Raw genomic sequence first — 19,638 nt, 5'->3', positions numbered from 1 at the left:
ACCATCCAGCAACCCTGCAATCCACAGGACCCTGTCCGGGGCATTTCGTTCACCGCGACCGCCGCTCTCGCGCCGGGCACTTTTACTACGTTACCCGGTGGTTTCTGCCGTGTCAAACCGCTGTCTGGCGGTTCGTCGTACTTCCACCCTTTTGCCGGGCACCTCGATTCGACCGACTCGCGCCCGGACGCCTCGTGGATTTCGGCAGGACGGCCGCTGCGGTCTCCCGCTTGCTCGTCCGTGTCCCTGCCGGCCGATAACCTTACCCGGTCGGTTCCGCCTCGCCAAATCCGCCTCGCGGCGAATCCGGGGCACCACCCGGGTCCAGGGTCAGACAGAGAGAACCATCCGATCCTGGCGGTTATTTCCCGCGCTCCGGCCTTTTCGGCTTTCGCCCTGTTTCGTCCGTTCCGCGCTGGCAGAGAGAAAGTTACGCGCCCAGCGGTTTGATCGTCAAATCCGCCGGGCGCGTCCCGCGTCACATTGTCGAGATACGACTATTTGCCCAGGTCAACGCCGGCGAAGGAGCGCTTGCCGCGGCGCAGCACCAGGTACCGCCCGTGCAGCAGGTCGTCCGCCGACACGGTCGCGTCGACGTCCGTCACCCGGGTGTTGTTGACGTACGCGCCGCCTTCGGCGATCACCCGGCGCGCCTCCTTCATGCTCGGCACCAGCCCGGACTCCTTGAGCAGGCCGGCGACGTCCGGCAGCTCGGCCAGGTGGACCAGGCCGGCCTCGGTCAACGCGGCGCGCAGGGTCGCCGGGGTCAGCTCCTCGAGCGAACCGCGGCCGAAGAGCGCCTGGCTGGCGGCCACCGCCTGGGCCATCTCCCGCTCGCCGTGCACCAGCGCGGTCAGCTCCTCGGCGAGCGCCCGTTGGGCCAGGCGGGCCTGGGGCCGTTCCGCGGTCGCCTTCTCCAGCTCCTCCAACTCCTCCCGGGAGCGGAAGCTGAAGTAGCGCAGGTAGCGGACGACGTCGCGGTCGTCGGCGTTGACCCAGAACTGGTAGAAGGCGTAGGGGCTGGTCATCTCCGGGTCGAGCCATATGGAGCCGCCCTCGGTCTTGCCGAACTTGGTGCCGTCCGACTTGGTGACCAGCGGCGTGGTGAAGGCCTCCACCGGCCCGGCGCCCCGTCGGCGGATGTAGTCGACCCCGGCGGTGATGTTGCCCCACTGGTCCGAGCCGCCGTACTGGAGCTGGCAGCCGTGCCGGCGGTGCAGTTCGAAGAAGTCGTTGGCCTGCAGCAGCTGGTAGCTGAACTCGGTGAAGCTGATGCCGGTCTCCAGCCGGGCCTTGACCACCTCGCGGGCCAGCATCTTGTTCACCGGGAAGTGCTTGCCGACGTCGCGGAGGAACTCGACCACCGACATCTCGCCGGTCCAGTCCAGGTTGTTGACCAGTCGGGCCGCGTTCTCCCCGGTGTACGAGACGAACGGGGCGAGCTGGTCGTGGATGCGCTGGACCCAGCCCGCCACCACCTCGGGCGGGTTGAGGGTGCGCTCGGCGGTCTCCTTCGGGTCGCCGATCTGGCCGGTGGCACCGCCGACCAGCAGCAGCGGCCGGTGCCCGGCGAGCTGGAGCCGGCGCGCGGTGATGACCTGCATGAGGTGGCCGACGTGCAGGCTGGGCGCGGTCGGATCGAAGCCCACATAGAAGGTGGCCGTCCCGCCGTCGAGCAGCTCGCGCAGCTCGTCGAGGCCGGTCGAGTCCTGGATCAGGCCCCGCCACTGCAGGTCTTCGGTCAGGGAGTCCCGCCCCTGCGGGAGGTTGCTGTCGGTCACGGCTACCGATTCTCCCCCATCACCGCCCCGGACCCGTACCGGGTTTGCCCACGCCGGGGCGATTAGGCTGGCGCTCCATCAAGGGCGAGGAGGGCTGCCGTGGAGATGCCGGACCTGACCGGGGGCTTCGTGGCCCTGCTGGGCCTGAAGTTCGACGAGGTCAGCGGGGACCGGGTGGTGATCCGCTGGCAGGTCCGCCCGGAGCTGCACCAGCCGTACGGGATCCAGCACGGCGGGGTCTACTGCTCGGTGGTGGAGACGGCGGCCAGCATCGGCGGCGCGCTCTGGCTGGGCGACAAGGGCCAGGTGGTGGGCGTGTCCAACCAGACGGACTTCCTGCGCGCGGTGCGGGACGGCGAGCTGACCGCGGTGGGCACCCCGATCCACCGGGGCCGGAGTCAGCAGCTCTGGCTGGTGGAGATCACCGACGGGGACGGCCGGTTGGTCGCGCGTGGCCAGGTACGGCTGCAGAATCTCGCTGCCGCCTGACCCCGGACGGGTGCCGGGCGACGGCCTGGTCGATTCACCCCAAAAGAGATACTTGACGCCGATATCGTCGCGTCGATGAGATCACCCGCTCCCGGCCCGACGTGAGGAAGCTCCTCGCCGCCACCCTCGGCGTCCTGTCCGCCATCGGCGGCTTCGTCGACATCGGCGACCTGGTGGCGGCGAGCCAGGCCGGTGCCCGGTTCGGCATGGCCCACGCGTGGGTGCTGCTCGTCGGGGTGCTGGGCATCTGCGCGTACGCGGAGATGTCCGGCCGGATCGCGGCGGTGAGCGGCCGGGCCGTGTTCGACCTGGTCCGGGAGCGGCTGGGGCCGCGGGTGGCGCTGCTCAACCTGGTCGCCTCCTACCTGGTCACGGTGGTCACCCTCGCCGCGGAGCTGGGCGGGGTGGCCCTGGCGCTGCAGCTGGCGACCGGGCTCAGCTACCTGCTCTGGGTGCCGGTGGCCGCGGTCGCGGTCTGGCTGGTGCTGTGGCGGATGCGCTTCGCGCTGATGGAGCGGGTGTTCGGGCTGGCCGGGTTGGCGCTGCTGGTGTTCGCGGTCGCACTGTTCGCCCTGCCCACCGACTGGGCGCGCCTCGGCCACGAGGCGGTGTACGTCAGCTCCGCCGGGGCGGGCTGGTCGGTGTACTGGTTCGTGGCGGTGGCGCTGTTCGCCTCCACGGTCAGCCCGTACGAGGTCTTCTTCTTCTCCTCCGGCGGGGTGGAGGAGAAGTGGAGCGCCGCCGACCTGGCCGACGCGCGGTCCAGCGTGCTGATCGGCTTCCCGGTCGGCGGATTCCTGGCGTTGTCGCTGCTCGCCGTGGCGGCCGTGGCGTACCACCCGTCCGGGACGGCGCTGGACAGCCTCGACCAGGTGGCCCGGCCGGTGGCGACCGCGCTGGGCGGGGCCGGGCTGGCGGTCGCGGTGCTGGCGTTCTTCGCGGTTACCTTCGGCGCCGCGCTGGAGACCGGGCTGTCCGCCGCGTACGCGGTGGCGCAGTACTTCGGCTGGCAGTGGGGTAAGCGGGTCACCCCCCGGGAGGCTGCCCGGTTCCACACCGTGCTGCTGGTCAGCGTGCTGCTCGGGGTGCTGATGCTGCTGACCACCATCGACCCGGTGCAGCTCACCGAGTACATGCTGGTGCTCAGCGCGTTGGTGCTGCCGCTGACGTACCTGCCGATCCTGGTGGTGGCCAACGACCGCAACTACCTGGGCGACCGGGTCAACGGCCGGTGGATGAACCTGCTCGGGGCGGTGTTCCTGCTGCTCATCGTCGCCGCGTCGGTGGCGGCGATCCCATTGGCGATCATCACGAGGATGGGACAGTGAGGCTCCAGCTCGCCAAGCAGCTGCTCGACCGGCAGATCGTCGACCGGGACGGCCGGCTGGTCGGCCGGGTCGACGACATCGCGTTCGCGATCGACGCCGAGGGAGTGCCGTACGTGGACTGCCTGCTCTCCGGGCACGGCGTGCTGGGGCAGCGGATCGGCGGCCGGATCGGGCGGTTCCTGGTGTCGATCGCCGAGCGGTTCGCCGAGGAGGTGCCGGTGCCGCCGCGACGCATCCCGCTCGCCCAGGTCGCCGAGGTGGACAGCGCGGTACGCCTGCGCTGCCCGGCGGCCGACCTGCCGCCGTCCCCCACCGAGTCCTGGCTGCGCCGGCACGTGATCGACCAGATCCCGGGGGCGGATCATGCGCGCCGGTGAGCTGCTCGGCCGGATGGCGTACGACCTGCACGGGCGGCGGCTGGGCCGGGTGGTCGACGTGGTGGTGCGCGGTGGCTGGCCGCCGGACCGGCTGCGGATCACCGACGTGATCGTGGCCGGCCACTGGTGGACCCGGGTGGTCGGGCGACTGATCGCGCCGGAGCTGCACCCGTCGGGACCGTGGCTGCTGCGCGCCGCCGCCCGGGTCCTCGGCCGGAGCACCCATCAGTTCCCCGCCGACCGGGTGCAGCTGCTCCCGCCGGTCCCGGACTTCCCGTTCGGCGCGCCGTCGGGGCCGGCGGACCACACCGGCTGAGGCGGCCCGGCCGGCACCGGCCGCGGCGGCCCGGTGCCCATCGGACGCGCCGGATTCGCTCCCCCGGCTACCCGCGCTGCCCGGCCGGGGCTGCGGGCAGGTCCAGCACGAACGCGTCACCCTCCGGGTTGAAGCCGAGCCGGTGGTAGTACGGGGCGACCATGCCGGGCGGGCTGACCACCCGGCGGAAGCCGCGGTCGGTGAAGAGGCGGCTGCGCCGGTAGACGAACTCGCCCGGCGTGAAGTCGCGGAACGGCGGGGTGACGTAGTCGAGGTCGATCTGGGCCACCCCATCGGCCTCGGCGTGCGACACCACCACGCCGACCACCTCGTCGGCGCGGACCACGAGGAACGCCGAGCGGTCGGCGCCGGCCGGGTCCCAGCGGAAGGCGGGGTTGAACCGGGCGATGTCGGCGGCGTGCACCCGCAGCGTGTGGGCCAGGAAGGCGTCCCCGGTGCCCACCTCGACCACCTGGTAGGTCTGCTCGTCGTGCCGGGTAACCAGCAGCTTCCGCAGGTACCAGACGTTGATCACGGCGAGCACCACGTTCAGCCCGACCATGGGCCACACCTGCACGGCGGCGTTGTAGCCGATCAGGATGAGGCAGCCGACGAGGTTGAGGGCGCGCAGCCGCAGGATGCGCGTCTGCAGCAGCGACCAGACCAGCAACGCGGAGCCGGCCCAGCCGACGAGTTCCAGCCAGTTCACCCGGGCGAGACTAGTGGTCGCGCTGGTCAGCCGCCACGGCGGGCAGCTCCAGCACGTACTCCTCGACCTCGGTCCCGCGGCCGTTGGCGTACCCGGAGTCCTCACCGACCACCACGAAGCCGCACTTGCGGAGCACGGCGAGCGAGGCGGCGTTGTCCTTGGCGGCGCGGGCGTGCACCGGACGCTGCGGCAGCTCACGCAGCAGCGCGGCGAGCGCGGCGGTGGCGTGGCCCCGGCCCCAGCGGCGCGGATCGATCCAGTAGCTGACCTCGGTGCGCTCCCCCACCGGGAAGGCGGTCACGCGCCCGACCACCTCCCCGCCGACCGTCACGGTCCGGAGGACGATGCGCGGGTCGGCGCGGATGCGCGTCCAATGGTCGTCGAAGGCGGCCCGGTCGGCCGGGTCCTTCGGGCCGAACGCGGCCATCCAATTGGCCTGTGGATCCTGCTCGTGGCGAAAGAACGCGGGCAGGTCATCGTCGCGCACCGGGCGGAGCCGCACCTCACTGGTCACCGCCGGAGGATACGCGGACCGACCGACAGGTTCGGACCCGCTGGCGAACGGGCGACGTCACCCGGGCGGTGGACCGGCGCCCGGACCCGCCCCGGACGCCCCGGGTGGGAGCGGAGGATTCGTCGGGTGAAGCGGATGACCCACTGCCGGCACCGGCCGGCATTCCCGATGCGTACCCCCAGAGCCTCCGTCACGGGCCCGATGCTGGCCGGCCCCCGGGCCCTGGGCCCGACGGCGGCCGCGCCACTGGCGCTCGCCGCGGCGGCGCTCGGTGCCGTCGCGGTCGGCACGCTGGCGATCGGTCGGCTGGCGATCCGCCGGGCGGTCATCAAGGAGCTGCGGATCGGCCGGCTGGAGGTGGACGAGCTGGTCGTGCGGCGGACCGACGGCGGTCAGCCGGTGGGCGGCAGCGTCGTCTGATAGCCGTACAGCTCCAACAGGCGGACCCGGGAGGCCTGCAGCCGGTCCACCACCACGCTCATGAAGCGGGTGGTGGGCTGCCGGCCGAGCGCGTCGTCGGACTCCATCAGCCGGCGTACCCCGGCGGCCTGGAACTCGACGGCGAGACTGCGCCGCGCGGCCACCGCCCCGAACTGCCATCGGTACGGCGGGAAGAGCCAGGACCAGCCGACGACCCCGCCCACGCCGATCGTCTCGATCCCCACGTCACCGCGACCGGGCACCGGGAAGTCCAGCGCCACCTCGCCGCCGCGGACCAGCCAGAACCGCTCCGCCGGCTGCCCGGCGCGGAACAGCCGGTGACCGGGGTGCCACACCACGGGGCGGGCGTGACCGGTCAGCGGGGGCAGCCACTCCGGCGGCAGCCCGGCGAGGAACGGATGCGCGCGGAGCATCTCCAGCGGAGTCATCAGTCTCACCCCCGTCCACAGTCCGGGTCCTGGATCCATTGGACCTCGCCCCGGCCGGGATCGTCAGGGCCGAAGGTCCCGGGCCGCGGATGCGCGACGCCGCCCGATTTCCCCCGGGACGCCTCCGCGCCGGTACCTCCCCCGCCGACGCGGATGGCGGTCCGGCTGGCCGAACCTCGGGCCCGAGGTGTCGACGCCGGGATAGCCGGGCAAATGCGGTCCGGGGACGAGCGGGCCGCCGACAATGGCCTGAGCCGACCGAAGGGACGCCGATGAACCGACCTGTCGTGGTGGGGGTCGACGGATCACCGACCAGCCTGACCGCCGCCGAGCACGCCGCGCGGGCGGCCGTCCAGCGATCCCGGCCGCTGCACCTGGTGCACGGCTACCTGCACCCGCTCGGCTACGGCGTGCCACTCAACCCGTACGACCTCGGCGTGCCGGCGCCGACCGAGGCGGCGCAGAAGATGCTCGAACAGGTGGCCGGCGACCTGACCGACCGGCATCCGGGCCTGCGGGTGGAGGTACGCCAGGTGGCCGGCGGTCCGGGCGCCACGCTCGTCGAGGAGTCCCGCCGGGCCGACCTGGTGGTGGTGGGCAGCCGGGGGATGGGCGGGTTCGCCGGGCTGCTGCTCGGCTCGGTCAGCGGCCAGGTGGCCCAGCACGGGCACTGCCCGGTGCTGGTGGTCCGCCCGGCCGAGCAGCCGATCCCGGTCGACGGACCGGTGCTGGTCGGCGTGGACGGCTCCGAGTCGGGCGGGCTCGCCGTCCGGCTGGCCGCCGACGAGGCGGACCGCCGCGACAACGACCTCGTGCTGGTGCACGTCCGGCCGCTTGAGCGGGCCGGTACGGTGCCGGAGCAGGGGGCCGAGTCCGCGGCGGCCGGGCAGGCCGAATCGGCCGAGCTGCTGGCCCGGGCGGCGGCCCAGGTCCGCGCGGACCATCCGGTGCTGACCGTGGTCGAGCGGCCGGTCCGGGCCGCCTCCCCGGAGCAGGCCCTGATCGAGGCGAGCGGGGAGGCGGCGCTGGTGGTGGTCGGGTCGCGGGGCCGCGGCGGCTTCGCCGGACTGCTGCTCGGGTCGGTCAGCCAGGCGCTGGTGCAGCACGCACACTGCCCGGTGCTGGTGGCCCATCCGTACGAGCGGGCGGAGTGAGGACCGCCGGGGACGGGCCGGTCAGACCGGGTCGCGGCCGGCGAGCAGGTCCTCGAAGTTGGTGGTGAGGGCGAACGGGTCGGCCGGGCCGGTCGCGACCGGACGGCGGTCCACCTGCTCAGCCAGCTCGACCCCGGCCCGCCGGATGCGGGCCCGCAGGGCACCGTCGGCGCTCTCGCCGGACCAGTCCTCCGGCGCCGCGTAGACCACCGTCGGCACCACCACCGCCCGCAGGTACGCGAACATCGGCCGGACCGCGTGCTCCAGGGCGAGCGAGTGCCGGGCGGTGCCCCCCGTGGCGCCGATCAGCACCGGCCGGTCGGCCAGGGCGTCCCGGTCCACCACGTCGAAGAACGACTTGAACAGCCCGTTGTACGAGGCGTTGAAGATCGGGGTGACCGCGATCAGTCCGTCCGCCCCGGCCACGGTGTCCAGCGCCTCCCGCAGGGCGGCCGACGGGAAGCCGGTGAGCAGGTGGTTCACCACGTCGTGGGCGTGCTCGCGCAGCTCGATCGGACGGATCTCCACCTCGGCGCCGCGCCGGACCAGCTCGTCGCGGGCGGCCGCGGCGAGCTGGTCGGCGAGAAGCCGGGTCGAGGAGGGCTGGCCGAGGCCGGCGGAGACCACCGCCAGGGTGCGCCGGGTCATCGGGCCGCCTCGGGCGCCTTGCCGGTCACGTCGTCGACGGCGTGCACCGTGTTGTCCTTGGCGCCGCCGGCCGCGGCCAGCAGCGAGGCGTGGGTGGGCGCCTCCGGCACGTGCACCGGCCGCAGCGAGTCGAACTCCTTGCGCAGCACCGGGACGACCTCCTCGCCGAGGAGATCGAGCTGTTCCAGGACGGTCTTCAGGGGCAGCCCGGCGTGGTCCATCAGGAAGAGCTGACGCTGGTAGTCGCCGACGTACTCGCGGAAGCCGAGCGTGCGGTCGATGACCTGCTGCGGGCTGCCCACGGTCAGCGGGGTCTCCCGGGTGAACTCCTCCAGCGACGGCCCGTGCCCGTAGACCGGGGCGTTGTCGAAGTACGGCCGGAACTCGCGGACGGCGTCCTGGGAGTTCTTCCGCATGAACACCTGCCCGCCGAGGCCGACGATGGCCTGGTCGGCGGAGCCGTGGCCGTAGTGCTCGAAGCGCTGCCGGTAGAGCCCGATCATCCGCTGGGTGTGCTCCTTGGGCCAGAAGATGTGGTTGGCGAAGAAGCCGTCGCCGTAGTAGGCCGCCTGCTCGGCGATCTCGGGGCTGCGGATCGAGCCGTGCCAGACGAACGGCGGCACCCCGTCGAGCGGGCGCGGGGTGGCGGTGAACGACTGCAGCGGGGTGCGGAACCGGCCCTTCCAGTCGACCACGTCCTCACGCCACAGCCGGTGCAGCAGGTCGTAGTTCTCGATCGCGAGGGGGATGCCGTTGCGGATGTCCTGCCCGAACCACGGGTAGACCGGGCCGGTGTTGCCGCGGCCCAGCATCAGGTCCACCCGGCCGTCGGCCAGGTGCTGGAGCATCGCGTAGTCCTCGGCGATCTTCACCGGGTCGTTGGTGGTGATCAGCGTGGTCGAGGTGGAGAGCAGCAGCCGCTCGGTCCGGGCGGCGAGGTAGCCGAGCATGGTGGTCGGCGACGAGGGCACGAACGGCGGGTTGTGGTGCTCGCCGGTGGCGAAGACGTCGAGCCCGACCTCCTCGGCCTTGAGCGCGATGGCCACCATGGCCTTGATCCGCTCACGCTCGGACGGCAGCCGCCCGTTGGTCGGGTCGACCGTGACGTCGCCGACGGTGAAGACTCCGAACTGCATGATCCAGCTCCTCGCGTGACGCCCGGGCCGGTGCGGCCCGGATCGCACCCCACAACATATTTGACGAGTCAACTATTCCGTCATGGGTCGTGGGCCGCGTGGCCCAGATCACCACCCACCGGCCGGTTGCGGCCCGCCGGCGTCACTCCTGTCCGGCGTACGGCGGCCGCCCGCCCGACGGCGGGTACGCCGACCCGGGCGCCTGAGCGGGCGGGTGCGGCTGGGCCGGCGGCGGATACGGCTGGCCCAGCTGGCCGGCGTATGGGTACTGGGCCGGCGGCCAGCCGTGCTGCGGATGGGGCTGACCCGGGTAGGGCTGACTGGCGTGGAACTGGCCCGGGTGCGGGTACGGCTGCCCCAGGTGGGGGTGCGGCGGCCGACCCGGGGTGGCGGCCGACTTCCGGCGCGCCCGCTGCACGGCCACGACCACGCCGACGATCAGGGCCACCAGCAGGACTGGGCAGCCCACGTACCCGAAGAGGTAGCCCGCCTCGTACGCCGTCACCGCGCCGCTCCCCTCGTCCGGTGGATCGGCCGACGCTAGCGGATCGGGCTGCGGCGCGCAGCCCCGTCAGCCGCCGGCCACCGAGGGGAGCACCTGCACCTCCGCGCCGTCGCCGACCGGGGCGTCCAGCCCGCCGGCGTGCCGGCAGTCCTCGCCGTCGACGTAGACGTTGACGTAGCGGCGCAGCTCGCCGCGCTCGTCGCGGATCCGGCGGCCCAGCCGGGGCCAGGCGCCGTCGAGCTCGTCGAGGACGGCCCGCAGCGTGCCGGTGGCGGCGACGGTCAGCCGGCTCGCGCCGCCCGCCTCGCCGCGCAGCGGGCCGGGCAGCAGCACGGTGACCACTCACACCTCCGCGGCCCGGACGCAGAGCACGTCCGGCAGGTGGGCGGCGACCAGCGACCAGGAGTCACCCTCGTCCGGGCTGGCGTAGACCTCGCCGGAGCGGGTGCCGAAGTAGACCCCGGCCGGGTCGGCGTCGTCGGCGCACATCGCGTCGCGCAGCACCGACGGGTAGAACGGCCCCTCGGGCAGCCCGACCGAGAGCGGCTCCCACTTGTCGCCCGCGTCGGTGGAGCGGTAGACCCGGCAGCGGTGGTCGACCGGGAAGCGCTCCCCGTCGGCGACCAGCGGGAAGACGTAGACCGTGCCGGGGCGGGACGGGTGGGCGACCATCGGGAAGCCGAAGTCGCTGGGCAGGCCGGCGGCGATCGAGCTCCAGGTGCGCCCGTCGTCGTCGGAGCGGTAGACGCCGTGGTGGTTCTGCGCGTAGAGCCGATCCGGGTTGCCGACGTCCCGGGCGATCTTGTGGACGCACTGCCCGAACTCGGGCCACTCGTCGGGCAGGAAGTAGGCCCGGATGCCGCTGTTACCGGGCGTCCAGCTCGCCCCGGCGTCCTCGGTGCGGTAGACCCCGCCGGTGGACATGGCCACCGCCATCCGGGCCGGATCCCGCGGATGCGGCAGCACGCTGTGGATCGCCTGGCCACCGAAGCCGGCGGCCCAGGACTCGCGGTGCGGATGGTCCCAGAGCGCCCGGACGAGCTGGAAGCTGCGCCCGCCGTCGTCCGAGCGGAACAGCGCGGACGGCTCGGCACCGGCCCAGACCACGTCGGGCTGGTCGGCGCCCGCCGGAGTGAGCTGCCAGACCCGGCCCAGGCTGGCGCCGGTGTCGGCCGGGAAACCCACCGGCGCCCGGTCGGGCTCCTGCCAGGAGGCGCCGAGGTCGTCGCTGGTCGCCACGCTCGGCCCGAAGTGCGAGCTGGTCATCCCGGCGAGCAGGCGGGGCCAGCCGGCGCGCTTGTCGACGGCGACCGCGTAGACGCCGGTCATCGGGAAGTGCGGGCCGGTCACCTCCCAGGCACGTCGATCGGCGCTGGTGGCGAGGAAGAGCCCCTTGCCGGTGCCGATTGCGAGCAGTGTCGCCATGCCGGTCCTCCGATCCGTGCCGAGCGGGTGGCTGCCGGGTCCGGGCGGCACCCGGCGAGAGGCGTACGACGCGGGCGGGCGGGACCTGACGTCGTGATTATGGTCACCCCGTCCGACAGAATGCCGCTTCACCGGGCCGGTGGCCAGCCCGCACCGCCGTCCGGCAGTCGCCGGTGTCAGCGACGGGTGCGGGGCACGTGGCGGCGGTAGGCGCTCACCGTCGGGTCGCCGGCGACCCAGAACCGCCAGGGCATGTCGTGCGCCCCGGTCACCCCGACCCGGGGGCCGGCCGCGATCGCCGTCGCCGGCACCGGCACCGCGGGCGGCCGCAGCCGTACCGGGCCGTCGCCGAGCAGGTCGACGCCGTAGACCGCGCCGTCGATGCCGAGCGCCGCGCAGAGCCGGGCGGGCCCGCGGGCCAGGTCCACGTCCCGGCGTACGGCAGGGCGTCGCGACCGGGCCGCGGCCGGCCCGTCGACCACCTCGCCGGCGCGCAGCAGCACCGCCGAGGCCTCCCCGTCCGGGCCGGTGACCACGTTCATGCACCAGTGCATCCCGTAGGTGAAGTAGACGTACGCCCGCCCGGACGGGCCGAACATCACCGCGTTGCGCTTGGTGCGGCCCCGGTGCGCGTGCGAGGCCGGGTCCCCGGCGGTGCCGGCGTACGCCTCGACCTCGGTGATCCGGACGGTGACCCCGCCGGCGGTGAGCAGGCAGCCGAGCAGCCCGCGGGCGGCCGGCACGACCGGCCCGGCCAGCAGGTCGGCCAGGTCGGCTGCGGTGGTGGCGGGCTCGGCACTGGTCATGGGTCGACGATAGCCCGTGGGGCGCTGGCGATCTTTTCAATAGGCCGTTGACAAGATGCTGTTCAAGGGTGTGTCATGGAACCCATGCCCACGCTGGACAACGACCCGTTCACCGCTCCGGACGCGGCCCAGGCCCGCGCGCACCGCAACTACGCCGCGCTGCTGCGGATCGCCGAGCGCCATGCCGGCACCAATGCCCGCCGCCGGCGGTACGCACACCCCGACGTGCCGGACGCGTACGAGGCGGCCACGCTGGTGATGGCCCTCGCCGGCGGCGCGGAGCTGGAGCCCGGCGAGGAGCCGGTCGACCAGGCGGACCTGATGGCCGCGCTGACCCTGGTCCCGCACGTGCGGGCCGAGGTGGACGCGCTCGAGGCGGGCCTGGTGCAGGTGGCCCGCGGCCGGGGGCTGACCTGGCAGGCGATCGCCTTCGGGCTCGGGCTGGGCAGCGCCCAGGCGGCCCGGCAGCGCTACGACCGGATCACGGTACGCACCGGCACCACCGACTGACCGGCGGAAGCTGTCACAGGGCCCGGCGAGACTGCCCGGGTGGACGGGACGAGGACGCGATGACGCGCGACGAGATGCGGGCGTACTGCCTGGCGAAGCCGGGCGCCTGGCTGGACCAGCCGTGGGAGGGCGACGAGGTGGTCAAGGTCGGCAGCAGGATCTTCGCCTTCCTCGGCTCGCCGGAGGGCGACGCGCGGGTGGGCCTGAAGTGCGGCCCGTCCCGGGAGGTCGCCGACGAGTGGCTGCACCGGTTCCCCGACGACGCCCGCGCCTCCCCCTACATCGGCCGTTCGGGGTGGAACACGCTGCGGCTCGACGGCGGCATCCCCGACGAGGAACTGCGCGAGGCGCTCGACGGGTCGTACGACGCGGTGGTGGCCAAGCTGCCCAAGCGCGAGCGACCGACGACCTGACCGCAGTCACGGTGGGACACACCGGCCGCGTTGAGGTGGCTGCCGGGCGTGGTTGCCGTCCGGGACAGCAAGGACCCGGCCGGTCCGGTGCTCGCCTTCGACCCGCAGGCGTGGCGCTCGTTCGTCGAGTTCGCCAAGCAGTCCTGACACGGCAAAGGAGCAGGCCCTCAGCAGCATGCTGCTGAGGGCCTGCTCCTTTCCGTCGCTGCGGTCAGCGGGGTACGACCTGCTCGGCGGCCCAGTCGCGCCAGCCGGCCAGCTTGTCCGCGGCGACGGCGAGCTGGTCGGCGACCGGGCCGGGGCCGGTCGAGCCGGGGGTGGTCCGGGCCGCGAGGGCGGAGCGCACCGAGAGCACGTCCCGCACCGACGGGTCCAGGTGCGGGCTGACCGCGGCCAGGTCGGCGTCGGAGACCTCGTCCAGGGCACAGTCCCGGGCCACGCAGAGCGAAACCAACTGGCCGGTGATCTCGTGCGCGTCGCGGAACGGCACGCCCCGGCGGACCAGCCAGTCCGCCACCTCGGTGGCGAGGGAGAAGCCGACCGGCGCGGCGGCGACCAGGCGGTCGACGCGTACGGTCATCGTGGAGATCATCCCGGCGAGCGCCGGCAGCAGCAGCTCCAGAGTGTCGACCGCGTCGAAGGCCGGCTCCTTGTCCTCCTGCATGTCCCGGTCGTAGGTCATCGGCAGGCCCTTGAGCATGGTGAGCACGCTCATCAGGCCGCCGACCAGCCGGCCGGACTTGCCCCGGGCCAGCTCGGCGATGTCCGCGTTCTTCTTCTGCGGCATGATCGACGAACCGGTGGCGAACGCGTCGTCCAGCTCCACCCAGCCGAACTCGTGCGACGTCCAGAGCACCACCTCCTCGCCGAGGCGGGACAGGTGCACGCCGATCATCGCGGTGACGAAGAGGAACTCGGCGACGAAGTCCCGGTCGGCGACCGCGTCCATCGAGTTGGCGAAGGACGTGCGGAAGCCCAGCTCCTTGGAGACCGCCACCGGATCCAGCGGCAGGCCCGAGCCGGCGAGCGCGCCCGCGCCGAGCGGGCTGATCGCCGCCCGGTGGTCCCAGTCGCGCAGCCGCTCCAGGTCGCGCAGCAGCGGCTGCACGTGGGCGAGCAGCCAGTGCCCGAAGGTGACCGGCTGGGCGTGCTGGAGGTGGGTCATGCCGGGGGCGGCGGTGTCCACGTGCCGCCCGGCCTGCTCGACCAGCGCCTCGGCCAGCTCGACCAGGCGGGCGGCCACGCCCCGGGCGTGATCGCGCAGGTAGAGCCGCAGGTCGGTGGCGACCTGGTCGTTGCGGGACCGGCCGGCGCGCAGCTTGCCGCCGAGGCTGCCGAGCCGCTCCAGCAGGCCGCGCTCCAAGGCGGTGTGCACGTCCTCGTCGTCGACGGTCGGGCGGAACGCCCCGGAGGCGCAGGCGGCCTCCAGGTCGTCCAGCGCGGCCAGCATCCTGCCCAGTTCCTCGGGGTCGAGCAGGCCGGCGCCGGCCAGGACCCGGGCGTGCGCCCGGGAGCCGGCGATGTCGTACGGGGCGAGGCGCCAGTCGAACTGGACGCTCACCGACAGCCGCGCGAGCGCCTCGGAGGGGCCGCCGGCGAACCGGCCTCCCCAGAGGCTCGTCCGGTTGGTGGCGGCGCTGTTCTCGGTCAGGCTCTTGTCGTCCACCCCACCCATCATTGCAGTGCTCACCTTCCGCTCCCGACTGCGGGGCTCACTCGCTGCGCTCGTTCACTCCTCGCGGTCGCGCTCACGATCAGGCGCCACCCAGCCGGGCGTCCCGCGCGGCGGCCATCCGGCTGGGCAGGCCCCACAGCTGCACGAAGCCCTTCGCGAGGGACTGGTCGAAGGTGTCGCCGGTGTCGTAGGTGGCCATGCCGAAGTCGTACAGGCTGGCCTCGGAGCGCCGGCCGGTGACGGTGGCCCGGCCGCCGTGCAGGGTGAGCCGCACCTCGCCGGAGACGTGCTGCTGGGCGTCGTCGATGAACGCGTCGAGGGCGTTCTTCAGCGGCGAGAACCAGAGGCCGTCGTAGACCAGCTCGCCCCAGCGCTGGTCGACGCCGCGCTTGAACCGGGCCAGGTCCCGCTCGACGGTGACGTTCTCCAGCTCCTGGTGGGCGGTGATCAGGGCGATCGCGCCGGGCGCCTCGTACACCTCGCGGCTCTTGATGCCGACCAGCCGGTCCTCGACCATGTCGAGCCGGCCGATGCCCTGGGCGCCGGCCCGCCGGTTGAGCTCCAGGATCGCCTGGTACGGGGTGACGGTCTCGCCGTCGATGGCGACCGGCACGCCGGCGTCGAAGGTGATGACGACCTCGTCGGCGTCCCGCGGCTCGCTGGGGTCGGAGGTGTAGGAGTAGAGGTCCTCGATCGGGCCGTTCCAGATGTCCTCCAGGAAGCCGGTCTCGACCGCGCGGCCCCACAGGTTCTGGTCGATGGAGTACGGCGACTTGGCCGACACGTCGATCGGCAGCCCCTTCTCCTCGGCGAAGGCGATCGCCTTGTCCCGGGTCCAGGCGAAGTCCCGGGCCGGGGCGATGATCTTCAGGTCGGGGGCGAGCGCACCGAGGCCGACCTCGAAGCGGACCTGGTCGTTGCCCTTGCCGGTGCAGCCGTGCGACACGATGGTGCCGCCGTGCTTCTTCGCCGCGGCCACCAGGTGCTTGACGATCAGCGGCCGGGACAGCGCGGAGACCAGCGGGTAGCGGTCCATGTAGAGGGCGTTGGCGCGAATCGCCGGCAGGCAGTACTCGGCGGCGAACTCGTCGCGCGCGTCGACCACCTCGGACTCGGCGGCGCCGCAGTCCAGCGCCCGCTGCCGGATGACGTTCATGTCCTCGCCGCCCTGGCCGACGTCGACCGCTACCGCGATCACCTCGGCGCCGGTCTGCTCGGCCAGGTACGGGATGGCGACGGAGGTGTCGAGACCCCCGGAGTACGCCAGGACGACCCGCTCGGTCATGGTGTGGTGCTCCCTTCAACGTTCTCTTCCCGGCGGGCCCACGCGGCGAGCTTGTCGCCCAACGCGGCGCCGCCGACGGCCTCGCGGGCCACGACGAGGATGGTGTCGTCGCCGGCGATGGTGCCGACGACCTCGGGCAGGCCCGCTCGGTCCAACGCGCTGGCCAGATAGTGGGCTGCGCCCGGCGGGGTGCGCAGCACGGCGATGTTGCCGCTGGAGTCGACCCCGTTGAGCAGCTCGCGCAGCAGCCGGACGAGCCGGGCCGGGGCGGCCTCGGCCTCGCGCAGCGGCCGGTGGCCGTCCTCCGGGATCAGGTAGACGCCCCGCCCGTCGCCGCCGCGCGCGGTGACCGCCCCCAACTCCTTGAGGTCCCGGGAGAGGGTGGCCTGGGTGACCTGGATGCCGTCGCCGGCGAGCAGGTCGGCCAGCTCGGTCTGCGAGTGGATGGCCCGGTCGCGGATCAGCTCGACGATGCGGGCGTGCCGGGCGGCGCGGGTCAGCGGGGCGGTCATGGGGTTGATGCCTCCAGGAGAAACGTCAGCAGCGCCTTCTGGGCGTGCAGGCGATTCTCCGCCTGGTCGAAGACGGCGCTGCGCGGCCCGTCGAGCACCTCGTCGGTGATCTCCTCGCCCCGGTGGGCGGGCAGGCAGTGCAGCACGATGACGTCGGCCGCGGCGTGGCCGAGCAGCGCGTCGTTGACCTGGTACGGCAGGAACGGGGTGGTCCGGTCGAGGCCGTCGGACTCCTGACCCATGGAGGTCCAGGTGTCGGTGGCGATCACGTCGGCGGCGCGGACCGCCTCGACCGGGTCGGTGAGCACGCGGACCGATCCGCCGGTGCCGGCGGCGATCTTCTCGGCCCGGGCGACCACCTCCGGGTCGGGCTGGAACCCGGCCGGCCCGGCGATCCGGACGTGCATCCCGGCGGTCGCCCCGGCCAGCAGATAGGAATGCGCCATGTTGTTCGCCGCGTCCCCGACGTACGCGAGGGTCCGTCCGGCGGTGGCGCCGAACCGCTCGCGGACGGTGAGCAGGTCGGCGAGGAGCTGGCAGGGGTGGTACGCGTCGGTGAGCGCGTTGACCACCGGCACGGTGGCGTGCGCGGCGACCTCGGCGATCCGGTCGTCGCCGTGGGTCCGCAGCACGATCGCGGCCACGTAGCGGGAGAGCACCCGACCGGCGTCGGCCAGGGTCTCGCCCCGCCCGAAGTGGGTGACCTGGGTGTCCACCACGAGCGGGTGCCCGCCCAGCTCGGCGATGCCCACGTCGAACGAGAACCGGGTGCGCAGGCTCTGCTTGTCGAAGAGCACCGCCACCGACCGCGGCCCGGCGAGGGGCTGGTGGCCGAAGCGGTCCGCCTTCATCCGGGCCGCGAGGTCGAGCACGGCCAACTGCTCGGCGGGCGAGAGGTCGTCGTCCCGCAGGAAGTGCCGGATCATGCGGGGACCTCCGTCGTGGTCGGGGCACCCTCGGCGGGGATCGCCGGGGCGGGCGCGGCGGCGTCGAGCGCGGCCGGGAGGGCGGCGAGGAAGGCGTCGACCTGTGCGGCGCTGAGGATCAGCGGCGGGGCGAGCCGGACCACGCCGGGCTGCACCGGGTTGACCAGGAAGCCGGCGTCGCGCAGCGCGGTCGCCACCGCGCCGGCCACCGGCTGGTCGAGCACGACGCCGAGCAGCAGGCCGGCGCCGCGTACCTCGGCGACGAGCGGGTGGCCGAGCGCCTCGATCCCCCGCCGTAGCCGCTCCCCGATCCGCTTGACGTGGTCGAGCAGCCCCTCGCTGGCGATCGTCGAGATCACCGCGAGGGCGGCCGCGCAGCTGACCGGGTTGCCGCCGAAGGTGGTGCCGTGGGAGCCGGGGCCGAGCAGCTCGGCGGCCCGGCCGAAGGCCAGGCAGGCGCCGATGGGCAGGCCCCCGCCGAGTCCCTTGGCGAGCGTGACCAGGTCCGGCTCGACGCCCTCGGCCTGGTGGGCGAACCAGTGCCCGGTGCGGCCGACGCCGGTCTGCACCTCGTCGAGCACCAGCAGGGCGCCGTGGGCGGCGGTGATCCGCCGCGCCTCGGCCAGGTAGCCGGGCGGCGGGACGACGACGCCGTTCTCGCCCTGGATCGGCTCGATGATCACCATGGCGGTGGCGTCGGTGACGGCGGCCGCCAGGGCCGCGGCGTCGCCGTACGGCACGTGGGTGACGTCACCGGGAAGCGGGCGGAAGGGGTCGGCCTTGGCCGGCTGGCCGGTGAGCGCCAGGGCGCCCATGGTCCGGCCGTGGAAGCCGCCCTGGGTGGCGACCACGTGGCTGCGCCCGGTGAGCCGGGAGAGCTTGAACGCGGCCTCGTTCGCCTCGGCGCCGGAGTTGGCGAAGAACACCCGCCCGGGCCGGCCGGCGAGGGCCAGCAGCAGCTCGGCGAGGGCGACCGGCGGCTCGGCGACGAACAGGTTGGAGACGTGCCCGAGGGTGGCGACCTGCTTGGACACGGCGGCCACCACTGCCGGGTGGGCGTGGCCGAGGGCGTTGACCGCGATGCCGCCGAGCAGGTCGACGTACTCCCGGCCGGCTTCGTCGACCACGACCGCGCCGGAGCCGGAGACGAGCGCGAGCGGCGGGGTGCCGTAGTTGTCCATCATGGCCGCGCCCCAGCGCTCCACCAGCGTGCTCATCCGACCTTGCCTTCCTTGTTCGCGACTGCGGGGCTCGCGGGCTCGCTCCTCGCGCTCACCGGGCTCCCCTTTCGTTCGCGACTGCGGGGCTCGCAAGCTCACTCCTCGCGCTCACGACCATCGTGCCGAAACCTTCTGAGGTGAAGACCTCGAGCAGCGTGGAGTGGGCGACCCGGCCGTCGACGACGTGCGCGGCGGGCACTCCGCCGCCCACCGCCCGCAGGCAGGCCTCCATCTTCGGGACCATTCCCGATTCCAGGGACGGCAGCAGCTTCGCCAGCTCGTCGGTGCTGATCTCGCTGACCAGGCTGGACGTGTCCGGCCAGTCGGCGTAGAGGCCGGCGACGTCGGTGAGGACCACCAGCTTGCGGGCGTCCAGGGCGACCGCCAGCGCGGCAGCGGCGGTGTCGGCGTTGAGGTTGTGCAGCACACCGTCGGCGTCCGGCGCGACCGTGGAGATCACCGGGATCCGGCCGGCGGCGATGAGGTCGGCGACCGCCGACACGTCCACCGACTCCACGTCGCCGACCTGGCCGACGTCGACCGGCTCCCCGTCCACGTACGCCGGGCGGCGCACCGCGGTGAACAGCCCGGCGTCCTCGCCGGAGAGGCCGACCGCGAACGGGCCGTGCGCGTTGATCAGGCCGACCAGCTCCCGGCCGACCTGCCCCACGAGGACCATCCGCACGACGTCCATCGCCTCGGGGGTGGTGACCCGCAGGCCGCCCTTGAACTCGCTGGCGATGCCGAGCCGGCCGAGCATGGCGGAGATCTGCGGCCCGCCGCCGTGCACGACGACCGGCTTGAGGCCGGCGTACCGGAGGAAGACCATGTCGGCGGCGAAGGCACGCTGCAACTCGGGGTCGACCATGGCGTTGCCGCCGTACTTGACCACGACGGTGGCACCGGAGAAGCGGGCCAGCCAGGGCAGGGCCTCGATCAGCGTCTCGGCCTTGCCCTGGGCCCGGGTGAGGTCCGCGGTGAGGCTCACTGCGCCGGCCTTTCGTTCGCGACTGCGGGACTCCGCTCCGCTGCGTTCCTCG

The 19,638-nt window shown here is 73.5% G+C and carries 24 protein-coding genes and 1 pseudogene; 9 read left to right on the top strand and 16 right to left on the bottom strand.

Annotation, left to right across the window (positions count from 1 at the left end; all coding sequences use genetic code 11):
- Nucleotides 1-497: 497 nt before the first annotated feature.
- Complete coding sequence (gene tyrS / locus ABZ783_RS27160) at nt 498-1,781, bottom strand: tyrosine--tRNA ligase (RefSeq protein WP_357442773.1); 1,284 nt, start codon at nt 1,779-1,781, stop codon at nt 498-500.
- A gap of 105 nt (nt 1,782-1,886) precedes the next feature.
- Between tyrS and ABZ783_RS27155 the strand changes: the two genes are divergently transcribed.
- From ABZ783_RS27155 to ABZ783_RS27140, 4 genes are all read left to right on the top strand, one after another.
- Complete coding sequence (locus ABZ783_RS27155; protein ID WP_357442799.1) at nt 1,887-2,270, top strand: PaaI family thioesterase; 384 nt, start codon at nt 1,887-1,889, stop codon at nt 2,268-2,270.
- Between the two features lie 101 nt (nt 2,271-2,371).
- Nucleotides 2,372-3,598, top strand: a complete 1,227-nt coding sequence (locus tag ABZ783_RS27150; RefSeq protein ID WP_357442770.1) for a divalent metal cation transporter — start codon at nt 2,372-2,374, stop codon at nt 3,596-3,598.
- Nucleotides 3,595-3,975: a hypothetical protein gene (locus ABZ783_RS27145; RefSeq protein WP_357442768.1), complete on the top strand. Its 381-nt coding sequence runs from the start codon at nt 3,595-3,597 to the stop codon at nt 3,973-3,975. The genes ABZ783_RS27150 and ABZ783_RS27145 overlap by 4 nt, the downstream gene beginning before the upstream one ends.
- Entirely contained in the window at nt 3,962-4,291 is a 330-nt protein-coding gene (locus ABZ783_RS27140; RefSeq protein ID WP_357442766.1) for a PRC-barrel domain containing protein, read from the top strand. The genes ABZ783_RS27145 and ABZ783_RS27140 overlap by 14 nt, the downstream gene beginning before the upstream one ends.
- A 67-nt stretch (nt 4,292-4,358) precedes the next feature.
- On the opposite strand, the gene ABZ783_RS27135 is transcribed toward ABZ783_RS27140, so the two are convergent.
- Nucleotides 4,359-5,000 carry a hypothetical protein gene (locus ABZ783_RS27135; protein WP_357442764.1) on the bottom strand — a complete coding sequence of 214 codons (642 nt, stop codon included), beginning with the start codon at nt 4,998-5,000 and terminating at the stop codon, nt 4,359-4,361.
- A 10-nt stretch (nt 5,001-5,010) separates the two neighbouring features.
- Nucleotides 5,011-5,514: a GNAT family N-acetyltransferase gene (locus tag ABZ783_RS27130; protein WP_357442762.1), complete on the bottom strand. Its 504-nt coding sequence runs from the start codon at nt 5,512-5,514 to the stop codon at nt 5,011-5,013.
- Nucleotides 5,515-5,649: 135 nt separating this feature from the next.
- Between ABZ783_RS27130 and ABZ783_RS27125 the strand changes: the two genes are divergently transcribed.
- Complete coding sequence (locus ABZ783_RS27125; RefSeq protein WP_357442796.1) at nt 5,650-5,934, top strand: hypothetical protein; 285 nt, start codon at nt 5,650-5,652, stop codon at nt 5,932-5,934.
- Here the strand turns inward: ABZ783_RS27125 and ABZ783_RS27120 are convergent.
- On the bottom strand, nt 5,907-6,383 hold the full coding sequence (locus ABZ783_RS27120; RefSeq protein ID WP_357442760.1) for a cyclic nucleotide-binding domain-containing protein: 477 nt from the start codon (nt 6,381-6,383) through the stop codon (nt 5,907-5,909). The two genes, ABZ783_RS27125 and ABZ783_RS27120, sit on opposite strands and share 28 nt — an antisense overlap.
- Before the next feature lie 272 nt (nt 6,384-6,655).
- Here ABZ783_RS27120 and ABZ783_RS27115 point away from each other — a divergent pair, with 272 nt between their 5' ends.
- Complete coding sequence (locus ABZ783_RS27115; protein ID WP_357442758.1) at nt 6,656-7,537, top strand: universal stress protein; 882 nt, start codon at nt 6,656-6,658, stop codon at nt 7,535-7,537.
- A 21-nt stretch (nt 7,538-7,558) separates the two neighbouring features.
- Here the strand turns inward: ABZ783_RS27115 and ABZ783_RS27110 are convergent, their stop codons facing one another.
- The 6 genes from ABZ783_RS27110 to ABZ783_RS27085 all read right to left on the bottom strand — a co-directional run bounded on the left by ABZ783_RS27110 (nt 7,559) and on the right by ABZ783_RS27085 (nt 12,057).
- Entirely contained in the window at nt 7,559-8,185 is a 627-nt protein-coding gene (locus ABZ783_RS27110) for an FMN reductase (protein ID WP_357442756.1), read from the bottom strand.
- A complete protein-coding gene (locus ABZ783_RS27105) occupies nt 8,182-9,321 on the bottom strand; it encodes an LLM class flavin-dependent oxidoreductase (RefSeq protein ID WP_357442754.1) in 1,140 nt (379 codons plus the stop codon). Before ABZ783_RS27105 ends, ABZ783_RS27110 begins: the two co-directional genes overlap by 4 nt.
- A 142-nt stretch (nt 9,322-9,463) precedes the next feature.
- Complete coding sequence (locus ABZ783_RS27100; RefSeq protein ID WP_357442752.1) at nt 9,464-9,826, bottom strand: flagellar biosynthetic protein FliQ; 363 nt, start codon at nt 9,824-9,826, stop codon at nt 9,464-9,466.
- A 66-nt stretch (nt 9,827-9,892) separates the two neighbouring features.
- On the bottom strand, nt 9,893-10,168 hold the full coding sequence (locus ABZ783_RS27095; protein ID WP_357442750.1) for a MoaD/ThiS family protein: 276 nt from the start codon (nt 10,166-10,168) through the stop codon (nt 9,893-9,895).
- Nucleotides 10,169-11,251, bottom strand: coding sequence for an exo-alpha-sialidase (locus ABZ783_RS27090; RefSeq protein ID WP_357442749.1), 1,083 nt, complete (start codon nt 11,249-11,251; stop codon nt 10,169-10,171).
- A gap of 176 nt (nt 11,252-11,427) precedes the next feature.
- Entirely contained in the window at nt 11,428-12,057 is a 630-nt protein-coding gene (locus tag ABZ783_RS27085; RefSeq protein WP_357442747.1) for a DNA-3-methyladenine glycosylase, read from the bottom strand.
- A 75-nt stretch (nt 12,058-12,132) separates the two neighbouring features.
- Between ABZ783_RS27085 and ABZ783_RS27080 the strand changes: the two genes are divergently transcribed.
- The 3 genes and pseudogenes from ABZ783_RS27080 to ABZ783_RS27070 all read left to right on the top strand — a co-directional run.
- Nucleotides 12,133-12,567: a DNA-binding protein gene (locus ABZ783_RS27080; protein WP_357442745.1), complete on the top strand. Its 435-nt coding sequence runs from the start codon at nt 12,133-12,135 to the stop codon at nt 12,565-12,567.
- 59 nt (nt 12,568-12,626) lie between these two features.
- The gene (locus tag ABZ783_RS27075; RefSeq protein WP_357442743.1) at nt 12,627-12,980 is read left to right on the top strand and encodes an MmcQ/YjbR family DNA-binding protein; all 354 of its coding nucleotides are present in this window, start codon (nt 12,627-12,629) and stop codon (nt 12,978-12,980) included.
- Between the two features lie 39 nt (nt 12,981-13,019).
- Nucleotides 13,020-13,127: pseudogene (locus tag ABZ783_RS27070) on the top strand (DUF397 domain-containing protein); the annotation flags it as partial.
- A gap of 64 nt (nt 13,128-13,191) precedes the next feature.
- Here the strand turns inward: ABZ783_RS27070 and argH are convergent.
- The 6 genes from argH to argB form a co-directional block, all read right to left on the bottom strand.
- Nucleotides 13,192-14,655 (bottom strand): argininosuccinate lyase, encoded by a 1,464-nt coding sequence (gene argH / locus ABZ783_RS27065; RefSeq protein WP_357442794.1) that lies wholly within the window; start codon nt 14,653-14,655, stop codon nt 13,192-13,194.
- Nucleotides 14,656-14,734: 79 nt separating this feature from the next.
- Nucleotides 14,735-15,940: an argininosuccinate synthase gene (locus tag ABZ783_RS27060; protein WP_357442741.1), complete on the bottom strand. Its 1,206-nt coding sequence runs from the start codon at nt 15,938-15,940 to the stop codon at nt 14,735-14,737.
- A complete protein-coding gene (locus tag ABZ783_RS27055) occupies nt 15,937-16,452 on the bottom strand; it encodes an arginine repressor (protein ID WP_073835312.1) in 516 nt (171 codons plus the stop codon). Before ABZ783_RS27055 ends, ABZ783_RS27060 begins: the two co-directional genes overlap by 4 nt.
- Nucleotides 16,449-17,378: an ornithine carbamoyltransferase gene (gene argF, locus ABZ783_RS27050; protein ID WP_357442739.1), complete on the bottom strand. Its 930-nt coding sequence runs from the start codon at nt 17,376-17,378 to the stop codon at nt 16,449-16,451. Before argF ends, ABZ783_RS27055 begins: the two co-directional genes overlap by 4 nt.
- Entirely contained in the window at nt 17,375-18,595 is a 1,221-nt protein-coding gene (locus ABZ783_RS27045) for an acetylornithine transaminase (protein WP_357442737.1), read from the bottom strand. Before ABZ783_RS27045 ends, argF begins: the two co-directional genes overlap by 4 nt.
- 55 nt (nt 18,596-18,650) lie before the next feature.
- The gene (argB, locus tag ABZ783_RS27040) at nt 18,651-19,586 is read right to left on the bottom strand and encodes an acetylglutamate kinase (protein ID WP_357442735.1); all 936 of its coding nucleotides are present in this window, start codon (nt 19,584-19,586) and stop codon (nt 18,651-18,653) included.
- Between the last annotated feature and the right edge of the window lie 52 nt (nt 19,587-19,638).

The sequence above is a fragment of the Micromonospora sp. NPDC047738 genome (assembly GCF_040642675.1).
In the GTDB taxonomy this organism is placed as follows: Bacteria; Actinomycetota; Actinomycetes; order Mycobacteriales; family Micromonosporaceae; genus Micromonospora.
Note: the sequence above shows the minus strand (reverse complement) of the source record. Positions and strands in the feature narration are given on the sequence as shown.